The organism is Legionella birminghamensis (genome assembly GCF_900452515.1).
Lineage (GTDB): Bacteria > Pseudomonadota > Gammaproteobacteria > Legionellales > Legionellaceae > Legionella_C > Legionella_C birminghamensis.
Window position 1 is genome coordinate 1,367,270 of the sequence record NZ_UGNW01000001.1, and the last position, 21,481, is coordinate 1,388,750.

A 21,481-nucleotide genomic window follows, 5' to 3' on the forward strand; every position below is an offset into this window, starting at 1 on the left:
AATGAATCTTATTCAGAGCAATAATTTACTGAGCAGTTTATCCAATCTTACTCCGAAAGGCTTGTAGATTTTTCTAAGCTCATTTTGGAACCCACCATGAGCCCCGCGGTCGATGCCGCGGGGATTCGGAGGGGGAACATTTGTGAATAGCCCGGTTAAAGAACAAGCTCTAGATAACCAGAATATACAATGCCCCTGGGCCGCGCAGAACTTGTACCAGAAGTTGTTGTTTTTTCTGCATCGCAAGGTTTTGCAGGGCTTTTACATTCGGGGTAGGCTGTTTATTTGCACTTATAATAATATCCCCGGGACGTAGTCCAGCTCGCCATCCTGCACTGTTTTCAGACGCGCCTGTGACCTGGACACCGACTACATTACCGTGGAGAGGGGAATCCTGTTCATAATTGCGCAGTGCAAGTCCATAAAGGAATGGATTATTGGCTTGCAGTTTTTGCTCATGCTTTTTGATATCAGTCACAACCGCTGTAAGTGTCATTTCCTTACCGTCACGGCGTACTGTCATTTTCGCTTCGCTTCCCACACGCAGCAGGCTGATAGTCGTTTTAACCTGGGTCGCCTGGGTGATTTTGGTGTTATTAATTTGAGTAATAACATCACCGGGTTTGAGGCCTGCTTTTTCAGCGGGGGAGTCCTCATTCACCTGTGCGACTAATGCGCCCTGAAAATCTTCGGAATACCCCATAGCTTGTGCCAATTCTGGTGTCAGATGTTGTACGAATATTCCCATTAAGCCGCGGTGGATAGAACCAAACTGCATAATTTGCTGGACTACATCTTTGGCCATGTTCACAGGAATGGCAAAACCAATACCAACGTTGCCGCCGTAGGGGGAAAGAATGGCGGTGTTAATACCAATTAATTCGCCCTTTGCATTGACCAGCGCACCACCAGAATTACCGGGGTTAATGGCTGCGTCAGTTTGAATGAAGTTCTCAATACCTTCGATGTTCAGATCGCTTCGTTTCATGGCGCTGACAATACCAAAGGTTGCAGTCTGGCTGTTCCCGAAGCTGTTTAAGCCGAAAGGGTTACCAATTGCAACCACGAAATCACCAACTTCGACTTTATCCGAGTCGCCAATGGGCAGGGTTTTCAGATTTTTTGCATCGATTTTTAAAACCGCTAAATCAGTATCCGCATCGCCGCCAATCAGCTTGGCTTTCAGGCGTCTACCATCATTTAAAGTAATTGTGATCAGGTTGGCATTACGGACAACATGATCGTTGGTGATAATAATACCATGCTCTGGATCAACGATAACCCCGGAACCAATGCTTTGAAATTTTTTAGGTTTGGGTGGTGTTGCCTGCGGGCTTTCCTGATTATTATCTTCATCTTCCTCGTCTTCAGTTGGACCTGCCGGCGGAAGAAATCCCTGAACCGCAACATTCACAATTGCAGGCATTGCATTTTTAAGTACCGGGGCCAAAGAGGGCATCGGTGCTTCCTGTTCAGCTGCCAGGGTCGAAGAGGACATCAGGACCAGTAAAATACCGCTCCCCAGTAAACGCAAATGACGAAACATAATTTTTTTCCTGTTATTAAAATCTGATACTAAATAAACCATACTAAAGTAGCCATTCTACCTGTTTGCGATGCACGACGATAGGAATAAAATTCATTTTTTTGCTCAAATGTGCAGATATTAGACTGCGTTATTTGGGCAACTTTCTGGTGAATAAGCACTTTTTCAGCGATTAATGATAAGTTTGCCCGCCATTTAGACTCATCAGGGAAGAAACAATCAGCAACGAAAGGATAGTGAGTAAGAAAATAGTCATAGACTTCAGCACCCGTCTGATAACAAGACTGGCAGATAGCCGGACCTACCCAGGCAATCAGATCCTGGGGTTGGCTGTTCATTTTATTCAGAGTTTTCTCAATAATGCCATTGGCTAAACCACGCCAGCCGGCATGAATAGCGGCAACTTCACTGCCTTGACGGTTGGATAGGACGATTGGCAGGCAGTCCGCTGTCATGATAGCCAGGACGTGCTGATTGGAACGGGTAATTGCTGCATCGGCCTGGCGATTATTATCCTGCTCGACTATTATACAATCGGTGCTATGGGTTTGATCCAGCCATTCAGGTTCACGCGGCAGCTGCAATGAAGTAATCAATCGCTCCCGGTTAGCCTGAACGTGCCCGGCATTATCGCCGACATGCAGCCCTAAATTGTTTTTATCGTAAGGGGGCTGGCTAAATCCCTCTATCCGGGTTGTTGTTACTGCTTTTACGTTGGTGGGCGCATTCCAGTTCGCTTGCAAATAAGTCATCTATTTTCCTTATATTTATCCAGGGCGGCTAACAAACTAGTAAAATCATCGGGCAGGGGAGCAGTAACGCTTATCATTTCCCCGGTTTGAGGATGCTCAAAACTTAGACTATATGCATGAAGAGCCTGTCGTTTAAACTGCTGGAGCAAAGTGATTAACGATTCGTCTGCCTCTGCTGGAACGCGGGTACGGCTGCCATAGAGTTGATCGCCCACAACCGGGTGTTTGATATGAGCCATATGCACACGGATCTGGTGAGTGCGCCCAGTCAGTAATTGAACGTTGAGCAATGTAAAATACTGATATTGTTTTTTCAATGAATAATGGGTGACTGCCTGACGTCCCTGCGCGCAAACTGCCATTTTAAGTCGATTGACTGGATGTCTTCCAAACCCGGTATCGATTTCGCCGCCAGAGATTAAGTGCCCCTGGACCAAGGCAAGATAATGACGATGGATTTCACGATCCTGCATCATTCTCACGAGCTGTGTATGAACTGTCAGAGTTTTAGCGATCACTAATAACCCGGTTGTATCTTTATCAAGGCGGTGGATCAGCCCGGCGCGCGGTAAGGCGGATAATTGCGGGAGATGATGTAAAAGGGCGTTTACCAGCGTATGCTTCCAGTTTCCTGCCCCTGGGTGAACAACAAGCCCTGCCGGTTTATTGATAACTATTAGAAACTCATCTTCATAGACAATATTTAAGGGGATGTCTTCTGCTTCCGCTTCACCGGTCTTCTTCTCGGCCAATTGATCAAGCTGTAACAGGATCTGGCTTCCATGGGCTACCTTTTCTTTAGGCTTGATTATTTTATTGTCAACAGTAATTTTTCCCTGTTTCAACCATTGGCTAAGCTGTGAGCGTGAATAGTCAGGTAACATACGAGCCAGAACCACATCAACGCGTTCCCCGTGAAGCTCACGGGGAACAATTAACGCCATACTATTTTCAGTCATTAAGTGCCAGTGCCTCATCGTTCACCAAGCGGCCACGCAGGGAGTTCGGTAATGCTTCACTAATATTAACCGTGACAAATTGGCCAATTAAGGAAGAAGAACCATCAAAATTGACGACGCGATTACACTCTGTTCGTCCCGCCAGCTGTTCTTTGTTTTTCTTGGAGGAGCCCGTGACCAATATTCTTTGGCAGCTTCCGATCATTGACTGGCTATAGCGGGCAGCATTGGTCAGCAGACGGTTTTGCAAAATTTGTAAGCGCTGCTTTTTAACTTCCATTGGCGTGTCGTCAGGTAGATTCGCTGCAGGAGTTCCTGGTCTTGGGCTATAAATGAAGCTAAAAGAGGTGTCGAATCCCATTTCATGGACTAAGTCCATAGTATCCTGGAAGTCTTTGTCAGTTTCACCAGGAAAACCCACAATTATATCGGTTGACAAACGAATATCGGGTCTGATTTTACGAAGCTTTCTAATCTTGGATTTAAACTCAAGTGCTGTATACCCGCGTTTCATCATCGCCAGGATCCGATCGGAACCGCTTTGCACTGGCAAATGCAAATGATTGGCAAGTTCTGGCACTTCTGCATAGGCATTGATTAAATTATCAGAAAATGCCAGGGGGTGAGAGGTGGTAAAGCGAATGCGGCCAATCCCCTCGATAGCTGACAAGTAATGAATCAGGAGAGCCAGATCCGCTATTTCCCCGGAATTCATTTTACCGCGGTAATCATTAACGTTTTGACCGAGAAGATTAATTTCTCGCACTCCTTGAGCTGCTAATTGATAACACTCCACCAGCACGTCATCAAAGGGGCGGCTGATTTCTTCGCCGCGTGTATAAGGAACAACGCAATAGCTGCAGTACTTGCTGCATCCTTCCATAATGGACACGAAGGCTACGGGGCCTTCAGCACGCGGTGCCGGCAAGTGATCAAATTTTTCAATTTCAGGAAAACTGATATCAACCACAGGCTTTTTGGATTTGAGGCGCTCCTCAATTAAATCTGGAAGGCGATGGAGGGTTTGCGGGCCGAATACTAGATCGACAAAAGGCGCACGTTTTATAATATCGGCACCTTCCTGGCTGGCGACACAGCCTCCGACGCCAATAATCACTTCAGGATTCTGCGCTTTGAATTCACGCCATTGACCGAGTTGGGAGAACACTTTTTCCTGGGCTTTTTCCCGGATTGAGCAGGTATTCAACAATATAACATCTGCTTCCTCGACCTGTTCGGTTTTTTGCAAACCGTGTGATTGCAACAAGACTTCTGCCATTTTTGAAGAATCATATTCATTCATCTGGCAGCCATTGGTTTTAATATATAATTTTTTAGACATAAGCTTCTTCTACTTCTGATTCAATAGACTTCTTAACTCGTTTTATTGAATATTATTACAATAAGTTTCTTTAATCCTGGGCAATATAAGCAGGGAAATCAGTATACCCATGGGTAAAATACCCAATGCAATATGATAGGCTTCCAGGGGATAGACGCGCACTTTATCAACGATTTCGCCTTGCCACAACTGATCAAGGATAAAACCGATCAAGGGTTGTGCGATAGCAATGCCAACCATGTTCATCATGTTCATGAAACTTAAGCTGGTTGCCACATAGCGGCGGCTGCAAATTTCTTTGGCGACTGCGAATGCCGGCAGAAACCCTGAGGAAAATACGCCGAATAAAAATAGCAGGAATTGAATGGCAAGTTTTGAGTCCAGGGGGGCATATAAAAAAAGCAGCGAGGTAATTAGAGCTCCAATACTGCCAATGTATAAAGAAGGTTTTCTTCTGCCAATGCGGTTTGAAAAAATACCCCATAAGGGGCTGGCAATTGCCCAGCCGACGAAAACAAGCGAGACGAAATTGGCGGCGACTGGTTTGCTTATGTTCATTTTGAACATAAGATAGGGGACGCCCCATAATCCGCAAAAGACTGGAGTAGCCATATACATCAGGCCGCCATAAAGCGCTACAAGCCAGAGTTGTCTGTTTCTAACAATGGTGAGGAGGCTGGAAATTAGTGGTTCTTCATCCCCGTGATGCTCGTGGTGAGTCGGTTCCGTAGGGGAGTCTTTAGCAATAAGCAGAATCAAAATTGCCAGCAAAATCCCTATACAACCCAGAATGGTCATGCTGTCGCGCCAGCCTGCATAGTCAATAAATAAAGCCAGGGGTGTTTCCCCCCCAATTGCCCCTAACATGCCAATGGTAACCATCATGCCTGTCAAAAGCGCAAAGCGCGAGGCGGGGAACCAGTTTGCTGCCAACTTCATTGCACCAACTGCTGCAAATGCGGAGCCAAAACCAATCATCAGGCGGGCAAAACAGGCGGCGAAGAAATTTTCAGTCATGCCAAAAGCTATAGTACTGAGAGCGCAGATAAGTGTTGCAATGGTTAACAGACGTTGCGGGCCGAAATAATCCATTAATACACCGCCTGGCAATTGCATGAAGGCATAGGAGTAAAAATAAACACCAGACATAATCCCCAGTGTCTGGCTGGTTACAGCAAAATCGCGCATGAGTTCATTGCTCATCACGCCTGGCGAAACCTGTAATACCCATTCGTAAAAATAGAAAAGACAGCCAAGCCCCCAAACTATCCAGGGTTTTAGAAATGAAAGAGATTGTTTGTCCCTAGTCGGTAAGTGCTCGTTGCCGTAGGCCATTAAATGTTATGCTCCCTGAAATAATTAGACAGACAAAATCTCTCTAAAACTATTACAGCAGAATATTTTAGCCTAAGTTGAGGCTGACTGTTAAGAAAAAAATAAAATATTATCAGGATGTGCAGGAATTGTCTATTAACGGCTCAGCTTATCACTTATTGAATTTTTGAATTAACATTTGAGCCCAGGAAGATTTAAGCGCTATAATGGTAGGACTTTTCTGTTCCTGTCTTAAATTAGTTTGTTCTCACTTCCCCTGGAGAAGCTAATGGTCGAGCTCTTATCGAGAATACAATTCGGATTTAGTATCGGTTTTCACATCCTTTTCCCTACCTTGAATTTGGGATTGGCATTCTTCCTGGTGATAATGGAGGCCTTGTGGCTGAGAACTCAAAATCCAATCTACCTTCAGATCTGCCGATTCTGGACTAAAATTTTTGCATTGACATTTGGGATGGGGGTTGTTTCCGGCATTGTCCTTGCCTACCAGATTGGCACTAATTTTGGGCCTTTCATCGCCCAATTTGGGAATGTCCTGGGTGCGCTATTCGCCTATGAGACACTTACGGCTTTTTTTCTGGAAGCAGGCTTTTTAGGGGTGATGTTGTTTGGCTGGAACCGGGTGCCGCCCAGTCTTCATTTCACGGCAACCTTGCTGGTGGCGATTGGCACTACCATTTCAGCGTTCTGGATTATGTCAGCCAATTCCTGGATGCAAACGCCTTCCGGTTACGAATTGATAGCGGGTAAGTATGTTGTATCCAGTTGGTGGGAAGTTGTATTTAACCCTTCGTTTATTCCGCGAATGCTGCATATGCTTCTGGCATCGTATACCACCACCTGTTTTGTGGTGGCCGGTGTTGCGAGTTATTTCTTAATCAAAGGCATTCATGACGCAATTGCCACTACTTGTTTGTCATTTGTCATGTGGGCAGCTTTAATAGTTGTTCCTCTGCAGATTTTCCTGGGCGATGTGGTCGGTCTGGATGTTCATAAATATCAGCCCTTGAAAACCGCGGCGATGGAAGGCGTATGGGAGACCCAGAAGTCAGCTCCACTGGTATTATTTGCCTGGCCCTCACAAAAAGAACAGAAAAACCTCTATGCGCTTGAAATTCCAGGTGTCGCCAGCTTAATAAACACCCATAGCTGGGATGGTGAAATGCTGGGGCTTAAATCAGTGGCACCTGATGAGCAGCCCCGAGTAGCGCCTGTTTTTTTCACTTTCAGGGTTATGGTTGGTATAGGCTTGTTAATGTTGCTGACTGCATTGGCGGGGCTTTATTTGCGCCTGAGGGGAAAACTGTATAATACCTCCTGGTTTCATCGCTGGTGTCTGCTGGTAACGCCCCTGGGGTTTGTCGCAAGTATTAGCGGATGGCTGACAGCGGAAATTGGCCGCCAGCCCTGGGTGGTTTACAATCTATTGAGAACACGGGATGCTGTTTCTGCGATTGGCGTAGAGGAGGTCGTAATATCCTTATGCCTGCTGATTCTAGCCTATGTTGTTGTTTTTGGTTTTTACATGACCTATTTGATAAAGACGATCAAGATTGGGCCTCATGCGCTTGATGCGGATAAGTCTGAACATCACTCCTTCCAATATATGACCGACAAACCAGGGGAAGACGAATAATGCTAGCTTTTCTATTTGCGGTAATTCTGGGATTTATCATCATCATGTATGTCATTCTGGATGGCTTTGACTTGGGAATTGGGATTCTGTTCCCATTTACCCAGAGTGAAGCTGAGCGCGATAAAATGATGAACTCTGTCGCCCCGGTCTGGGACGGTAATGAAACCTGGCTGGTTTTTGGGGGAGCAGTGCTTTATGGCGCTTTTCCAGTGGTTTATGGGCTTCTGCTGCCCATTCTGTATATGCCGTTAATGCTTATGTTATTGGCATTAATATTCCGCGGCGTCAGTTTTGAATTCAGGTTCAAGGCGGATAAGTCAAAACCAGTGTGGAACTGGCTGTTTACCATCAGCTCGATTTCTGCTGCATTTTTTCAGGGTATTGTTTTAGGAAGTTTCGTACAGGGTTTTCCCATCAATGAGTCGGCCATGACCATCAGTAGTTCGGATTGGTTGACACCTTTTACCTTGCTGACAGGCATTGCCTTAATCTGTGGCTATGGTTTGCTCGGGGCCAGCTGGTTAATCATCAAAAGCGAAGGGCATTTGCAAAGAAAGATGATCCATTTTGCCAAAGGTTTTTTAATAATGGTCAGTTTTTTCCTGATTATTGTCAGCATCTGGACTCCTTTGCATAGCGCCGAGATTTTTGCCCGATGGTATAGTTTCCCGAACTTTTTCTTATTAATGCCTCTGCCAGCTGTTACGGCATTTATGATATTTCTGACCTGGCGCAGCCTGTCTTTAAAGCAGGAGCTGCGGCCTTTCATATACAGTGTGGTAATTTTCTTATGCGCCTATGCTGGAATCGGAATTAGCGTGTATCCTTATCTGATTCCGCATCAGCTGACAATATGGGAAGCAGCGGCGCCTGCCTCTACCTTGCTATTTATCCTGGTTGGTGTGGTAATTATGCTGCCAATACTTATAGCCTACACAGCGTACGCTTATCATATATTTCGTGGTAAATCGACGCAGGAGGGCTATCATTAAAATTCCCGGATAATGGCTTGCTTTCAATAGATATTTAAACTGTGTTATTCTTAGCGCGCGCAATACAGTGATATTGTGATTTAATCCGGAATCGCGTAATAATCGATATTTTCCCAAAATGGTTTGCATGTTCGAGGCTAGTGTTTATGCATGATGGTGCAGTTTTTTATACAATTTTCCTTATTTTTGCAGGAGCTGCCGTCTTCTCGACCCTGGTGTTATACACCAAACAATCCCTTTTGGTTGCCTATATTCTGCTTGGGGCAGTGTTTGGTCCCTGGGGCTTAAAACTGGTAGGGGATGTCAGTACAGTTCAGCAGGTTGGGGACATGGGTATTGTATTCCTCCTTTTTTTGCTGGGCCTTCATCTTCAACCCCAGAATCTCGTTCATATGCTTAAAAAGATAACCTGGATTGCACTAATTAGCTCTGTTCTGTTTGCACTGGTTTCCTATCTGATTGGTCTATGGTTTGGATTAAGCCATATGGAGTCTGCAGTTTTGGGGGCCGCCATGATGTTCTCCAGTACGATCATCGGGTTGAAACTGTTGCCCACCACCATTCTTCACCACCAGCACACGGGTGAGGTGATGATTAGCATTCTATTGATGCAGGACGTTATTGCAATCATCGTACTTATCCTGATTAATGGTGCCCAGCAGGGAGGGGGATATTCTCTCAATGATCTGGTTTTGGTAGGGGTTGCCTTGCCTGCACTGACATTATTTGCCTTTGCAGTAGAGCGTTATGTTCTGGTCAAGTTACTGGCTCGCTTTGATAGAACGCAGGAGTATGTGTTTCTCTTGTCAATCGGCTGGTGTCTGGGGATGTCTGTTCTGGCACAGGAAGTGGGACTCTCGGAGGATATCGGCGCATTCGTTGCAGGGGTGGCCCTTGCATCAAGTCCGATTTCCCTCTACATTGCAGAAAGCCTTAAGCCCTTGCGCGATTTTTTTCTGGTCATGTTTTTCTTTTCGATCGGTGCAACCTTCAATTTTGGTTTTGCATCCCAGGTGGTTATACCGGCATTGATTCTCTCAGTACTGATGTTAATTTTTAAACCCTTGTTATTCAATTATCTTTTATCCAAAGCGGGGGAAAAGAAAGGGGTTGCGAAAGAGGTCGGGCTTCGGCTGGGGCAGGCAAGCGAGTTCTCGTTGTTGGTAGCCAGTATCGCCTTTAGTACCAAATTAATCTCGGAGGTAGCGACCAATTTAATTCAGGCTACCACTATTTTAACCTTTATCGTTTCTTCTTATTTAGTAGTTTTAAAATACCCAACGCCAATAGCGTTATCCGACAAGATGCGTAAGGACTAATATGAAACTGTTAATTATCGTACTTTCATTACTCAGTGAGCGATATCTGATTCATTCGATTTCCCAGCAGCGGTTTAACTGGTTTGGCAGCTATTATCAGCGTATTGTTAATGCAGTTCCGCAGAACAGTTTTTTATTAAATCCTTATTTATTGTTGGCTTTGGTTGTTCTGCCTCCGGTTTTATTGCTTTGGCTCCTCCTGGGGTTAATTGGCGGCTGGTTTTTTGGTTTTATTGGATTCATGCTCCATCTTTTTATTTTTTATTATTGCCTTGGGCCTGAGAATCCTTTCTATCCAGTTAATCCAGGCGCTGCGGAGTCTGGTAATACCGAGACTGCCGAGCATTATTTTTATTCAGTGAACAGCGAGTTGTTCGCCGTTATTTTCTGGTACATCCTGGTTGGCCCTGTGGGTCTTTTACTTTACAGGCTGCTCACTTTATCCGAAAAGTATGCGCCAACCCGTCAAACAGCGGAAACCCTGGTTAATATTCTGGATTGGGTAACGGCAAGAATTACTGTCATGCTTTACTTGCTGGTTGGAAATTTTCAGCGTGGATTTGTTTTCTATAGAGAGCAATTTTTAAGTTCCCCTGCAGCAAATGAGCAATTCCTAAGTGATGGTGGGACGCTGGCTGCAAAACTACATGATGGCGACGCGGTGAGCTTAACGAATGCCCAAACACTGGTTGAGCATGCACTGGTTGTTTTTTTAGTGCTAATTGCCTTTTTTACACTGGTTGCCTGGTTATAAAAGGATTTCCAAATTACATTTTAATGAAGGAAATGTTTTAACTATGAAACAGATAGTCTATGTATTAACAGGATGTTTGTTATTCTTCGTTAGCGCATGCTCCGAGCATCGTGTTATCAGGGGAAATAATATTGATTTTGTCAATTGCTCTCAGGGTTGTGAAATCAGAAACGAAAAATGTCAGAATAGTTGTCGGAATAACTGTACCCAATGCTCTGCACACGCTAATCAAACCAGCAAGCTTAGCTATCGCCAATACCAGCGTGAGCAGGTGATTCGTGGAGGTACAATTGCGCGTCAGTTGAAATCTTACCGGGATCCACTACAATGCCGCAAAACAACTTGTAGCTGCAAGGCTGATTACCAGGTTTGCATCCAGGCCTGTGGCGGAAAAATTCATAAAGAATTGAGGGCTGCCCCAGTTTGTTAACCAATTAGATTTATGAGGAAACATTCATGGCGAATGAAATAAATACCGATATTGACCCCATTGAAACGCGTGAATGGCTGGATGCTTTACAGGCTGTGGTCAGTAATGACGGAAATGAACGCGCTGCATTCCTGTTGCAGCAACTGTTAAACAAGGCTAATGCAGAAGGCGTTTCATTGGGCAATAAAATACATACTCCCTATCGAAATACCATTAAGCCGCATGAAGAAAATCTAATGCCCCCAGATGAAGGGCTTGGAAAACGAATTGGTGCCCTTATTCGTTGGAACGCCGTAGCAATGGTGCTTCGTGCTGGCAAGTACGCTCCTGAGCTAGGCGGGCATATTGCATCCTACGCTTCGTCCTCCACCCTGTATGAAACCGGCTTTAATTATTTTTTCAAAGGCCCTAATGGCGAAAATGGCGGCGATTTAATCTATATCCAGGGACATTCATCTCCTGGTATATATGCCCGCGCTTTTCTTGAAGGACGATTATCAGAACAGCAATTAGCCAACTTCAGACAGGAAGTGGAAGTTAATGGTTTATCCTCTTATCCCCATCCCTGGCTGATGCCCGATTTCTGGCAATTTCCTACTGTTTCTATGGGACTGGGGCCTTTGCAGGCGATTTATCAGGCCCGCTTTTTGAAATACCTGGAAAACCGGGGTTTAATAAAAGCAGAAGGACGCAAGGTCTGGGCTTTTCTTGGCGACGGTGAAATGGATGAGCCTGAGTCACTGGGGGCCTTGTCGATTGCAGCAAGAGAAAAGCTGGATAACCTGATTTTCGTTGTTAACTGCAATTTGCAAAGACTGGACGGGCCAGTTCGAGGCAATGGTAAAATTATTCAGGAACTGGAAGGTATTTTCCGCGGGGCAGGCTGGAATGTCATTAAAGTAATTTGGGGCGGGCGCTGGGATAATCTTTTCGCCCGGGACAAAACAGGAATCATGCTCAAGCGTATGGAAGAATGCGTTGATGGAGATTACCAGGCCTATAAAGCAAATAACGGTGCCTATGTCAGAGAGCATTTCTTTGGCCAATACCCAGAATTAAAGAAAATGGTTGAAAACATGTCAGATGAAGAAATCTGGCGTCTCAACCGGGGCGGCCACGATGCACAGAAAGTGTATGCAGCCTACTCCGCTGCAGTAGAGCATAAAGGCAGTCCAACTGTGATCCTGGCCAAAACAATCAAGGGTTATGGTATGGGTGCAGCCGGCGAAGGCCAGAATATTACGCATCAGCAAAAGAAAATGACTATTGAACAGCTTCGTGCTTTCCGTGACCGCTTCAGCATTCCGGTCAGTGATGCAGATATTACTGAAATCCCATTTTACCGTCCTTCCGAAGACAGCCCGGAAATCCAGTTTCTTCGAAAACAACGTGAAGCCTTAGGCGGATATTTACCCGCTCGAAATGTTGCTGTTGAAGCCTTGCCAGTACCTGAGCTCTCTGCATTCTCTGCCGTTACCAAAGGGACAGGGGATCGTGAAATCTCAACAACCATGGCGTTTGTCAGAATCTTATCTGTACTATTGAAAGATAAGGTTCTGGGGCCGCGAATTGTCCCAATCGTTCCCGATGAATGCCGTACTTTCGGAATGGAAGGGCTCTTCAGGCAAATTGGAATTTACTCTCCCGTAGGGCAACTCTATACGCCAGTGGATCATGAGCAGGTTATGTATTACCGGGAAGCACGCGATGGCCAGATTCTCGAAGAGGGAATTAATGAAGCCGGCGCATTTTGCTCCTGGATTGCTGCAGGAACCTCTTATAGCTCCAATAAATTGGCGATGATTCCGTTTTACATTTATTACTCGATGTTCGGCTTCCAGCGCATTGGCGACTTGGCCTGGGCGGCAGGCGACATGCAGGTTCGCGGCTTTTTGCTAGGTGGAACAGCCGGTCGGACTACGCTGGCTGGTGAGGGCTTGCAGCATCAGGATGGTCATAGCCATATTATGGCTTCGACAATTCCTAACTGCGTGTCTTATGACCCAACTTATGCCTATGAGGTAGCCGTTATAATTCGAAATGGGCTTGAGCGCATGTTTTCCCGGCAGGAAAATGTGTTTTATTACATTACTGTCATGAATGAAAATTACATACAACCTGACATGCCTGAAGGAGTAGAAGAAGGAATTATCAAAGGAATGTACCTGCTCCATGGCAGCAATAAGAAAAAGTCCAAAGCGCATGTCCAGTTAATGGGATGCGGTACAATATTGCGTGAGGTTGAAAAAGCAGCTTCATGGTTGCTATCAGAGTATGATGTCAGTTCAGAAGTCTGGAGTGTCACCAGCTTCAATGAGTTAAGGCGGGATGGTCTTGCGGTAGAGCACCATAACCGAATGCATCCAGAGCAAGAACCTCGTGAAGCATATATTACCCAGCTTCTGGCTGGCCGCAAGGGGCCGATCATTGCTGCTACCGATTATATGCGCCTCTACGCGGAGCAGGTTCGTCCCTATATCGCAGCTCCTTACACTACATTGGGTACAGATGGTTATGGACGCAGTGATACCCGGGAGCGTTTGCGCCACTTCTTTGAAGTCGATGCAAAATTCATTGTTATTGCTGCTTTGGAAGCGTTGGTAAAAGAGGGTAGTTTGCCCAAGTCGGTGTTAGCTGATGCCTTTAAGAAATATCAGATTAATCAGGAGAAACCTAACCCGATAACGCAGTAGAATGAATCCTTCCCGCGCAAGCGGGAATCCTAATTAGCGTCAGTATGCAGCGATTACTGCTGCATCGAGACAGTTTGGCCAGTTTGCTGAGGAAAAATATGTCAGATGAGATTAAAGTAAAGGTTCCAGACATCGGAGGTGCTGCGAGTGTTGATGTAATCGAACTTTTGGTAAAGCCTGGTGATGAAATCGATGTGGATACGCCGCTGATTACATTAGAGTCTGATAAGGCAAGCATGGAAATCCCTTCACCGAAAGCTGGGAAAATAAAGTCAGTCCTGGTTAATGTAGGTGATAAGGTCTCCGAAGGAGATGATATCCTCATTTTATTAACGGATGCATTGGATCAGCCAGCGGAACAAACACAGGCAGACATTAATCCTGAAGAAGAAAAGTCAAGCTCTGCTTTAGCTCCATCAGTCAACCAGTCAGCCGAACTGAAACAACCAAGCATCCCTCAGGGCACATCTCTCCTGGCTGTTAACATCCCGGATATCGGCGGTGCATCCGATGTCGATGTGATTGAAGTGATGGTTCAGGCCGGTGACCTGATTGAAAAAGACCAGGCCCTAATCACGCTGGAAGGTGATAAGGCGACAATGGATATTCCTTCTCCGGCAAAGGGAATAGTTGAAAAAGTTGCAGTGAAAATAGGTGATAAGGTATCCCAGGGATCTCTGGTGCTTACTATGAAATCGTCTGATGAAGTCTCTACACCTGTCCAGGCTGAAACGGAAAATCTCGCTGTTGTGCCGGAGAAACCAAAACCAGTTGAACAGGAAGTGAAAAAAGCGCCGGTTATTGAAGAAAAGCCAGTAGCAGCCGGTTCTGATACTACGGCCTATGCAGGTCCTGCGGTTCGGCGATTGGCAAGAGAATTTGGTGTTGATTTAAAGCTGGTAAAGGGCAGTGGTCGAAAAGGACGCATTAGTAAAGAAGACGTCCAGAATTATGTGAAGAGCCGTCTTGCCGAGAAGCCTGCTGCATCAGGATTTTCCTTACCGGAAGCGCCCGCTATCGATTTTAGCAAGTTTGGATCAATTGAAACCAAACCTCTGAACAAAATCAAGCGTTTAACCGGGATAAATGTCCACCGCTCATGGGTAAGCATTCCACATGTGACCCAGTTTGACGAAGCAGACATTACTGACCTTGAGGCATTCCGTAAATCCGAGTCAGAAACCGCCAATAAAGCTGGCTACAAGCTTACAGTTCTTGCTTTTGTCACCAAGGTTGTATGCAAAGCCTTGCAAGTGTTTCCCCAGTTCAATGCATCGCTGGATAAAAGCGGTGAAAATCTGATTTATAAACAGTATTTTAATATAGGAATTGCGGTTGAAACCCCTAACGGCCTGGTGGTTCCTGTTATTCAGGGAGTCGACAAGCTAAGTGTAGCCGGGATAGCAACTGAAATGGCGAGATTGAGTGCGAAGGCGCGTGACAAAGGATTGATGCCAGCGGATATGAGCGGGGGCTGTTTCACCATTTCCAGTCTCGGTGGTATTGGCGGAACAGCCTTTACGCCTATTGTGAATAGTCCCGAAGTCGCTATTCTGGGATTATCGCGTTCCAGCATGAAACCCGTTTGGGATGGGAAAGAATTCAAAGCTCGTTTAATGCTTCCTCTATCCCTGTCGTATGACCACAGAGTGATTGACGGTGCAGAAGCGGCCCGTTTTACCCGTTATATTGCAGAAGCTTTGGCTGACATACGAAAGATTTTGCTGTAAAGCGATTTTGTTCGGTTTAAATAGAATATATGTGCTACAACGTTAAAAGAGGCGTCTAATGAGTGTAAATATGAAAGCTGAAGTGGTGGTATTAGGCAGTGGACCTGGGGGTTACACGGCTGCGTTCAGGGCAGCGGATCTGGGTAAAAAAGTTATTCTGATCGAGCGTTATAACACCTTGGGTGGTGTTTGTTTGAATGTGGGTTGTATTCCTTCAAAAGCGCTGCTGCACATTGCCAAGGTCGTTGATGAAGCGCATGAAATGAATGAGATGGGCGTTAGCTTTAATCAGCCGGAATTTGACAGCAGCAAATTGGTTGCCTGGAAAAATAAAGTCATTGGCAAGCTGACGGGCGGATTAAAAATTCTGGCCAAGCAGCGCAAAGTTGAAGTGGTCACTGGGGTAGGACGTTTTTCAGGCACTCATCAGATTACAGTAGAAAATGAGGGCCAGACCACCACTATCGATTTTGATAATGCCATCATTGCTGTAGGCAGTGAGTCGGTGAATTTACCATTTATTCCAGAGGACCCAAGAATTTTCAGTTCAACCGGTGCACTGGAGCTTGCTGATATTAAGGGTGATCTGCTTGTTCTTGGCGGAGGGATTATTGGCCTTGAAATGGCAACTGTCTATTCTTCTCTGGGCGTAAACGTTACTGTCGTTGAGTTCATGGATCAATTGATCCCTGGCGCTGACTCTGATTTGGTTAATGTTCTGCAAAAGCGCATGAGCAAAAAAGGCGTGAAATTCCTGCTTAAGACCAAGGTAACCGGAATAGAAGCAAAAGAGGATGCTTTGTATGTCACAATGGATGGTGAGCATGCAACCGAACAGCCCATGAAATTTGCACAAATCCTGGTGTCTGTCGGAAGAAAACCGAATGGCGGGGTAATAAATGCGGAAGCTGCTGGCGTTAAAGTGGACGAGCGAGGCTTTATTAAGGTTGATAACCAGATGCGCACCAACATACCGCACATCTTTGCCATTGGTGATGTAGTGGGTCAGCCAATGCTTGCACATAAAGCAATGCCAGAGGGACGTGTGGCTGCGGAAGTGATTGCTGGCATGAAGCATTACTTCGATCCCCGTTGCATTCCCAGCGTTGCCTATACCGATCCTGAAATTGCCTGGACCGGCCTGACTGAAAAAGAGGCCAAAGAGAAAGGTATTCGTTATGAGAAAGCGGTATTCCCTTGGATGGCAAGCGGCCGCGCTTTGAGTATGGGACGTGAAGAGGGCATGACCAAATTGCTTTTTTGCCCAGACAGCAAACGTATTCTTGGTGCGGGGATTGTGGGTCTTAACGCGGGTGATTTAATTTCTGAAGCGTCTCTGGCCATTGAAATGGAATGTGATGTGGAAGATATTGCGCTAACCATTCATCCGCATCCCACTCTATCGGAGTCTGTTGCTTTGGCTGCTGAAATTTTCGAAGGCACAGTGACTGACCTTTACATGCCAAAGAAAAAAACTGAAAAATAGCACAGAGACTCGGCTTAATTATTATTCTGTGCTAAGTTTGAAGAAAAGTTATCCAATCAATGCTCTTGATTTGAGCATTGATTGTTACAGGAAGGGTAGCCATGGAGTATTCAATACGATCCATGAGGCTGGAAGATATTGATGCTGTGTATGCTATTGAAGTACAGGGACATAAAGCACCCTGGAGCCGTGGCATCCTGGTTGACTGTATACTGGTTGGATACGATTGTCGGGTAATTGAGAAAAAGGAAGACAATCTGCCGATAATTCTTGGCTATTCAATATGTCGACAATCATTTAATGTCTGCCATATTTTGAACTTATGCATTGCCCCATCTTATCAGCATCAGGGAGTTGGTACCCAATTGCTATCCCGGCTTCTTGATATGCCGATGAGTCCTCTAATTAATACGTTTATCCTGGAAGTCAGACCCAGCAACTATGGGGCAATCCATTTATATGAAAAAATGGGGTTTCTGCGTGATGGCGTTAAAGAAGGTTATTATGAAGACCAGGCGGGGGTTGAGGATGCCTGGCTTTATAAGAAGGTACTTGAGTAATGAAATAACCGTCTTTTCGAACAAGATGAAGCAATCCAGAGCAGTTGATCAGTTAGGTCGTGTTGATTTATTCTCTGCAAGAATCTCATTAAACATTTTCGTACTAGCCGTTTGAAATCTAAACCAATGCGCTTTGCGATGCGAACCGAGTAGTTCCTGATTATCGGAATGCCATTTTTCAATGTGTTTCATTAACTGGGAATGATCACAGGCATAATTCTCTGTTGTTTCCTTATATAGCTTTTTGATGGCTTCAAATTTTTGCTGAGTGAGGGGGTTCTTCTTCTGTATTTGAATGATTTCATCCAGCCGGCGATACAGCCTTTTGGCAATAAGCAAATTTTTTGGTTCCATGTCTTTAAATGCATTAGGCGGCGGGGGGAGTACAAATAAATGTTCAGGCTGTATGATTCCATTGACTATCGTCATAGACAATGGCAGCCTGCGAAAGAAAAGCCCAGAGACCCCTTTGCCAAGATTGTCGAGCATTGCAACATCTTGCGCCATATCAATGGCTGTTGTCCGGCAAGTGTCGCGTTGGCTTAATTGACAATAGCCGGGATTAAATTGTTTTTGTAAATCCATTGGAATTGGCTTATCAAAGGAATCAAGTGCCTGCTGTATATCCTTCAGCATCGCGTAGGTCAAAAATCTCCGCTCCAGAATAACTTCATCTTTACCCAGAACCACTTTATCGTCTGGGACAATGGGAACGTAAGCTGACAAATAGCGTGGATTAATTCCTTTTTTCTTCTGTTCTTCAGACAAATGGATTAGTTTTTTAATATAGAGTAAATATGCCTGATAACTATTTTCGAAAGCCTTATAACTGACTTGTGTTCTTCGGGGGTTTTCATCCCTATGCATTATAGGTTCATCAAGTATGACGGCTGGAGTCTGAGAGAAAATTATTTCGCAATCAGAGCTCTGAGGTTTTACACCTCGCGGTAATTTATTTTTTCCATAGGCAGCAAGTACTTTGATGCCATCCGTCTGAACGGTTGCCAGATGAATATAGGAGTGCAGACTGGTTTTGTCTTTGCAGATAGAGACAAAAAAGGGACTATTGGAATTTATCTTAATCTGGTGTGCTTTCTTAGTCTGTGGTGTTGTCATAAAGTCCCTAGCTTATTTCTCAGTGAACTATAACTCAAGATGGCTTAACGCAATATTAAATCTTAGTTCATTTGGCTTAAAAATTCCTGGCAATGCAGGCGCTCAGTTTCGCCTGATAAATAATTTTTGAGCATTGCAATGGCATTCTCATAATCCTGCTGGGTAAAACTTCCGCGAATTAACTCAAATCGAAGATAGACACAATAGGTATTCAAAACATCGGTTTCGCAATAGTCACGAATACTTTTTAATTGTCCCGCCTGATACTGATCCCAGACTTTAGAGCCGCTCATCCCCATTTTTCCGGGAAATCCCAGCATATGGGCGATGTCATCCAGCGGGGCAACTGCCCGAGCCTGGTAAGCGGCAAGGACATCCATCAAATCCAGATGGCGATAGTGGAAGCGGTTAAGATAATTGTTCCAGCGAAATGCCTGCTGGTTTTCTCCATATTCCCAGTAGGTGGGCGCGGAAATACCATGGAGCAGGGCACGATAGTGTAATACCGGGAGGTCAAATGCGCAGCCGTTCCAGCTGACTAAAATGGGGGCGTATTTGTCAACACCGGAGAAAAAGCGCGTGATTAATTCTTTTTCATCCGATTGCTCATCGCCAAGGGACCAGACTTTCACTTGATTGGCATTCTGGATTACTGCTGAAATTGCCACAATCCTTTGCAGGTAATGAGGGAGAAAATCATTGCCAGTTTTGGCTCGGCGCAATGCAAACATGGCCTTGGCCGTTTCCTCGTCGCTTAAATTGTGAAGATTATATAATTTACGGCCAGAACTAACATCTGGAATGGTTTCGATATCAAAAACTAGAACACTCATGAAGCCACTGAATTCAATGATAAATCAGAAATTCTAGCACAGTTATTGCTTGTATTGATATTGCGGGATATTAGGAATTTTGTTACTAATACGCACATTTAAATCAACATGAAGTTGTCTATGAATATGAAGCGCTTACTATTAGTCGTTCCATTCCTGTTACTCACGGCCTGTATTAGTACACCGCCTCCACGTGACGTTAATAATATCTGCAGTATTTTCCGGCAATACCCCAAATGGTATCTGGATGCAAAGGACGCAGAACGGCGCTGGCGGGTACCGGTTCCGGTTCAGATGGCCATTATTCATCAGGAGTCCAAATTCGACTCGCAGGCTACTCCTAAACGGACCAAATTATTCTGGATCATCCCATGGAAAAGACCCTCGACGGCCTATGGTTATACGCAGGCTTTACGCTCTACCTGGGCTCAATACAAAAAATCTGATGGCGGGGTATGGGCAGCGCGCGATGACTTCACTGATGCAGTGGATTTTGTAGGCTGGTATGCCAACCAGGCCTATCGCCGGGCAGGCATCCAAAGGGATGACGCCTACAATCTGTATCTCGCATACCATGAAGGGGTAGGCGGCTATATGCGAAAAACCTATCTACAGAAAGCCTGGCTGATTGGGGTCGCCCGCAAAGTGAAAACACGCGCAATGATTTATCAGGCGCAAATGGCCCGCTGCGGCCGCGGCACATCTTACAGCGGTTATAAATAGCCTGCTTGCTGCATTATTTGCGGGGGCTAATTAAGGCTACAATTATGTTAGGCAGTGCTTATTAGACATTTCTGTCCAGGCAAGTTAAAATAATAAAGCCGTTTGACGGATATTGCCTTGAGTCGATAGCACCGTAATTTTTATAGATAAGAACTGCTTTGTAGGAGTCGCGAATGCGTTTAATGTTATTAGGTGGGCCAGGTGCTGGAAAGGGTACTCAGGCAGTACGACTGATTGAATATTTTGATATCCCGCAAATTTCTACAGGCGATATGTTAAGAGCAGCGATTGCCGCTGGTACTGAACTGGGTCAAAGCGCCAAAGCGGTTATGGATGCTGGAAAGCTGGTCTCTGACGAAATTATTATTCGCCTGGTAAAAGAACGATTACAACAACCCGATTGCGCCCGGGGATTTTTATTTGATGGTTTTCCGCGAACTATTCCTCAGGCCGAGGCACTAAAAACTGCCCGTATCCGCCTGGATCATGTGATTGAAATTGCAGTTCCCGATTCTGAAATTATTAGCCGACTCAGCGGCCGCCGTGTTCATCCCGGTTCCGGACGTGTCTACCATATTCGTTTTAATCCGCCTAAGGTCGAAGGCCTGGATGATGTAACGGGTGAAGTCTTGCTACAGCGTGATGATGATAAGGAGGAAACGGTCAGACGGAGACTGGAAGTTTATCATCAACAGACTGAGCCACTGGTACAATATTATCAGCAGTGGGCTGACAGTGATAGTTCTGGGGCCCCCGCTTTTCACAGAGTGTCCGGACTTGGAAGCGTCGATACTATTTTCTCCCGGATTCTGGAAGCAATTACAACCAAGGAAGAATCATGCTCAAAAGCGTGAACGAAGAACAATTAGATGATTTAATTAATCAAAAAGAATTGTTTTTAATTGATTTCTGGGCTCCCTGGTGTGCACCCTGCAAGGAATTTGGGCGCATTTACGAAGCGCTTGCTGAACAAAATCCAGAAATCAATTTTGTAAAAATAAATATTGAAGAGGAGCCGGGAATAGCAGAAGCATTTCAAATCCGCTCCATTCCTCACCTCATGATTATCAAGGAAGGCATTGCCATTTATTCAGATTCTGGAAGCATGCCAGCATCTACCCTCACAGAACTACTGCAACAAGCCAAAGCGATTGATGTAGCTGAAATTCTCACAAAAATGAATCAGGACGAAGGCTTGTAATATACCTTGTTATAATATCTTAAGAACCTTGATGCGTTTGCTTCTCAAGGTTTTATGCTATTGCATTTAATAAT

The 21,481-nt window shown here is 45.2% G+C and carries 19 protein-coding genes; 12 read left to right on the plus strand and 7 right to left on the minus strand.

The annotated features are described in order from the left end of the window. Positions 1 to 169 precede the first annotated feature (169 nt). From DYH42_RS05800 to DYH42_RS05820, 5 genes are all read right to left on the minus strand, one after another. Positions 170 to 1,498 carry a Do family serine endopeptidase gene (locus tag DYH42_RS05800; RefSeq protein WP_420324129.1) on the minus strand — a complete coding sequence of 443 codons (1,329 nt, stop codon included), beginning with the start codon at positions 1,496 to 1,498 and terminating at the stop codon, positions 170 to 172. Between the two features lie 77 nt (positions 1,499 to 1,575). Beyond that, complete coding sequence (gene pgeF / locus DYH42_RS05805; RefSeq protein ID WP_058524502.1) at positions 1,576 to 2,298, minus strand: peptidoglycan editing factor PgeF; 723 nt, start codon at positions 2,296 to 2,298, stop codon at positions 1,576 to 1,578. After that, complete coding sequence (rluD, locus tag DYH42_RS05810; RefSeq protein ID WP_058524501.1) at positions 2,295 to 3,257, minus strand: 23S rRNA pseudouridine(1911/1915/1917) synthase RluD; 963 nt, start codon at positions 3,255 to 3,257, stop codon at positions 2,295 to 2,297. Before rluD ends, pgeF begins: the two co-directional genes overlap by 4 nt. Beyond that, positions 3,250 to 4,599, minus strand: a complete 1,350-nt coding sequence (gene miaB, locus DYH42_RS05815) for a tRNA (N6-isopentenyl adenosine(37)-C2)-methylthiotransferase MiaB (protein ID WP_058524500.1) — start codon at positions 4,597 to 4,599, stop codon at positions 3,250 to 3,252. The genes rluD and miaB overlap by 8 nt, the downstream gene beginning before the upstream one ends. 42 nt (positions 4,600 to 4,641) lie before the next feature. Continuing rightward, entirely contained in the window at positions 4,642 to 5,934 is a 1,293-nt protein-coding gene (locus tag DYH42_RS05820; protein WP_058524499.1) for an MFS transporter, read from the minus strand. 268 nt (positions 5,935 to 6,202) lie between these two features. Here DYH42_RS05820 and DYH42_RS05825 point away from each other — a divergent pair, with 268 nt between their 5' ends. The 9 genes from DYH42_RS05825 to rimI all read left to right on the plus strand — a co-directional run bounded on the left by DYH42_RS05825 (position 6,203) and on the right by rimI (position 17,534). Next, complete coding sequence (locus DYH42_RS05825) at positions 6,203 to 7,570, plus strand: cytochrome ubiquinol oxidase subunit I (protein ID WP_058524498.1); 1,368 nt, start codon at positions 6,203 to 6,205, stop codon at positions 7,568 to 7,570. After that, positions 7,570 to 8,562 (plus strand): cytochrome d ubiquinol oxidase subunit II, encoded by a 993-nt coding sequence (gene cydB, locus DYH42_RS05830; protein WP_058524497.1) that lies wholly within the window; start codon positions 7,570 to 7,572, stop codon positions 8,560 to 8,562. Before DYH42_RS05825 ends, cydB begins: the two co-directional genes overlap by 1 nt. A gap of 146 nt (positions 8,563 to 8,708) precedes the next feature. Continuing rightward, positions 8,709 to 9,881, plus strand: coding sequence for a cation:proton antiporter (locus DYH42_RS05835; protein WP_058524496.1), 1,173 nt, complete (start codon positions 8,709 to 8,711; stop codon positions 9,879 to 9,881). 1 nt (position 9,882) lies between these two features. Further along, positions 9,883 to 10,635 carry a hypothetical protein gene (locus DYH42_RS05840; RefSeq protein ID WP_058524495.1) on the plus strand — a complete coding sequence of 251 codons (753 nt, stop codon included), beginning with the start codon at positions 9,883 to 9,885 and terminating at the stop codon, positions 10,633 to 10,635. 43 nt (positions 10,636 to 10,678) lie between these two features. Next, positions 10,679 to 11,065 (plus strand): acyltransferase, encoded by a 387-nt coding sequence (locus DYH42_RS16445; RefSeq protein ID WP_131792977.1) that lies wholly within the window; start codon positions 10,679 to 10,681, stop codon positions 11,063 to 11,065. 26 nt (positions 11,066 to 11,091) lie between these two features. Continuing rightward, positions 11,092 to 13,758: a pyruvate dehydrogenase (acetyl-transferring), homodimeric type gene (gene aceE, locus DYH42_RS05845; RefSeq protein WP_058524494.1), complete on the plus strand. Its 2,667-nt coding sequence runs from the start codon at positions 11,092 to 11,094 to the stop codon at positions 13,756 to 13,758. Between the two features lie 98 nt (positions 13,759 to 13,856). Then, entirely contained in the window at positions 13,857 to 15,488 is a 1,632-nt protein-coding gene (gene aceF, locus DYH42_RS05850) for a dihydrolipoyllysine-residue acetyltransferase (RefSeq protein WP_058524959.1), read from the plus strand. A 58-nt stretch (positions 15,489 to 15,546) separates the two neighbouring features. Next, entirely contained in the window at positions 15,547 to 16,974 is a 1,428-nt protein-coding gene (lpdA, locus tag DYH42_RS05855; protein ID WP_058524493.1) for a dihydrolipoyl dehydrogenase, read from the plus strand. 101 nt (positions 16,975 to 17,075) lie between these two features. Next, a complete protein-coding gene (gene rimI / locus DYH42_RS05860) occupies positions 17,076 to 17,534 on the plus strand; it encodes a ribosomal protein S18-alanine N-acetyltransferase (protein WP_058524492.1) in 459 nt (152 codons plus the stop codon). Between the two features lie 48 nt (positions 17,535 to 17,582). Here rimI and DYH42_RS05865 read toward each other — a convergent pair whose 3' ends face one another. Together DYH42_RS05865 and DYH42_RS05870 are read right to left on the minus strand one after the other, a co-directional pair. Next, a complete protein-coding gene (locus tag DYH42_RS05865) occupies positions 17,583 to 18,650 on the minus strand; it encodes a hypothetical protein (protein WP_058524491.1) in 1,068 nt (355 codons plus the stop codon). 62 nt (positions 18,651 to 18,712) lie between these two features. Next, positions 18,713 to 19,483, minus strand: coding sequence for a 3'-5' exonuclease (locus DYH42_RS05870; RefSeq protein ID WP_058524490.1), 771 nt, complete (start codon positions 19,481 to 19,483; stop codon positions 18,713 to 18,715). Between the two features lie 120 nt (positions 19,484 to 19,603). On the opposite strand from DYH42_RS05870, the gene DYH42_RS05875 reads away from it, so the two are divergent. From DYH42_RS05875 to DYH42_RS05885, 3 genes are all read left to right on the plus strand, one after another. Beyond that, complete coding sequence (locus tag DYH42_RS05875; RefSeq protein ID WP_115316973.1) at positions 19,604 to 20,206, plus strand: transglycosylase SLT domain-containing protein; 603 nt, start codon at positions 19,604 to 19,606, stop codon at positions 20,204 to 20,206. A 173-nt stretch (positions 20,207 to 20,379) separates the two neighbouring features. After that, on the plus strand, positions 20,380 to 21,060 hold the full coding sequence (gene adk / locus DYH42_RS05880) for an adenylate kinase (protein WP_058524489.1): 681 nt from the start codon (positions 20,380 to 20,382) through the stop codon (positions 21,058 to 21,060). Then, positions 21,045 to 21,407: a thioredoxin family protein gene (locus DYH42_RS05885; RefSeq protein WP_058524488.1), complete on the plus strand. Its 363-nt coding sequence runs from the start codon at positions 21,045 to 21,047 to the stop codon at positions 21,405 to 21,407. The genes adk and DYH42_RS05885 overlap by 16 nt, the downstream gene beginning before the upstream one ends. Positions 21,408 to 21,481: the final 74 nt, after the last annotated feature.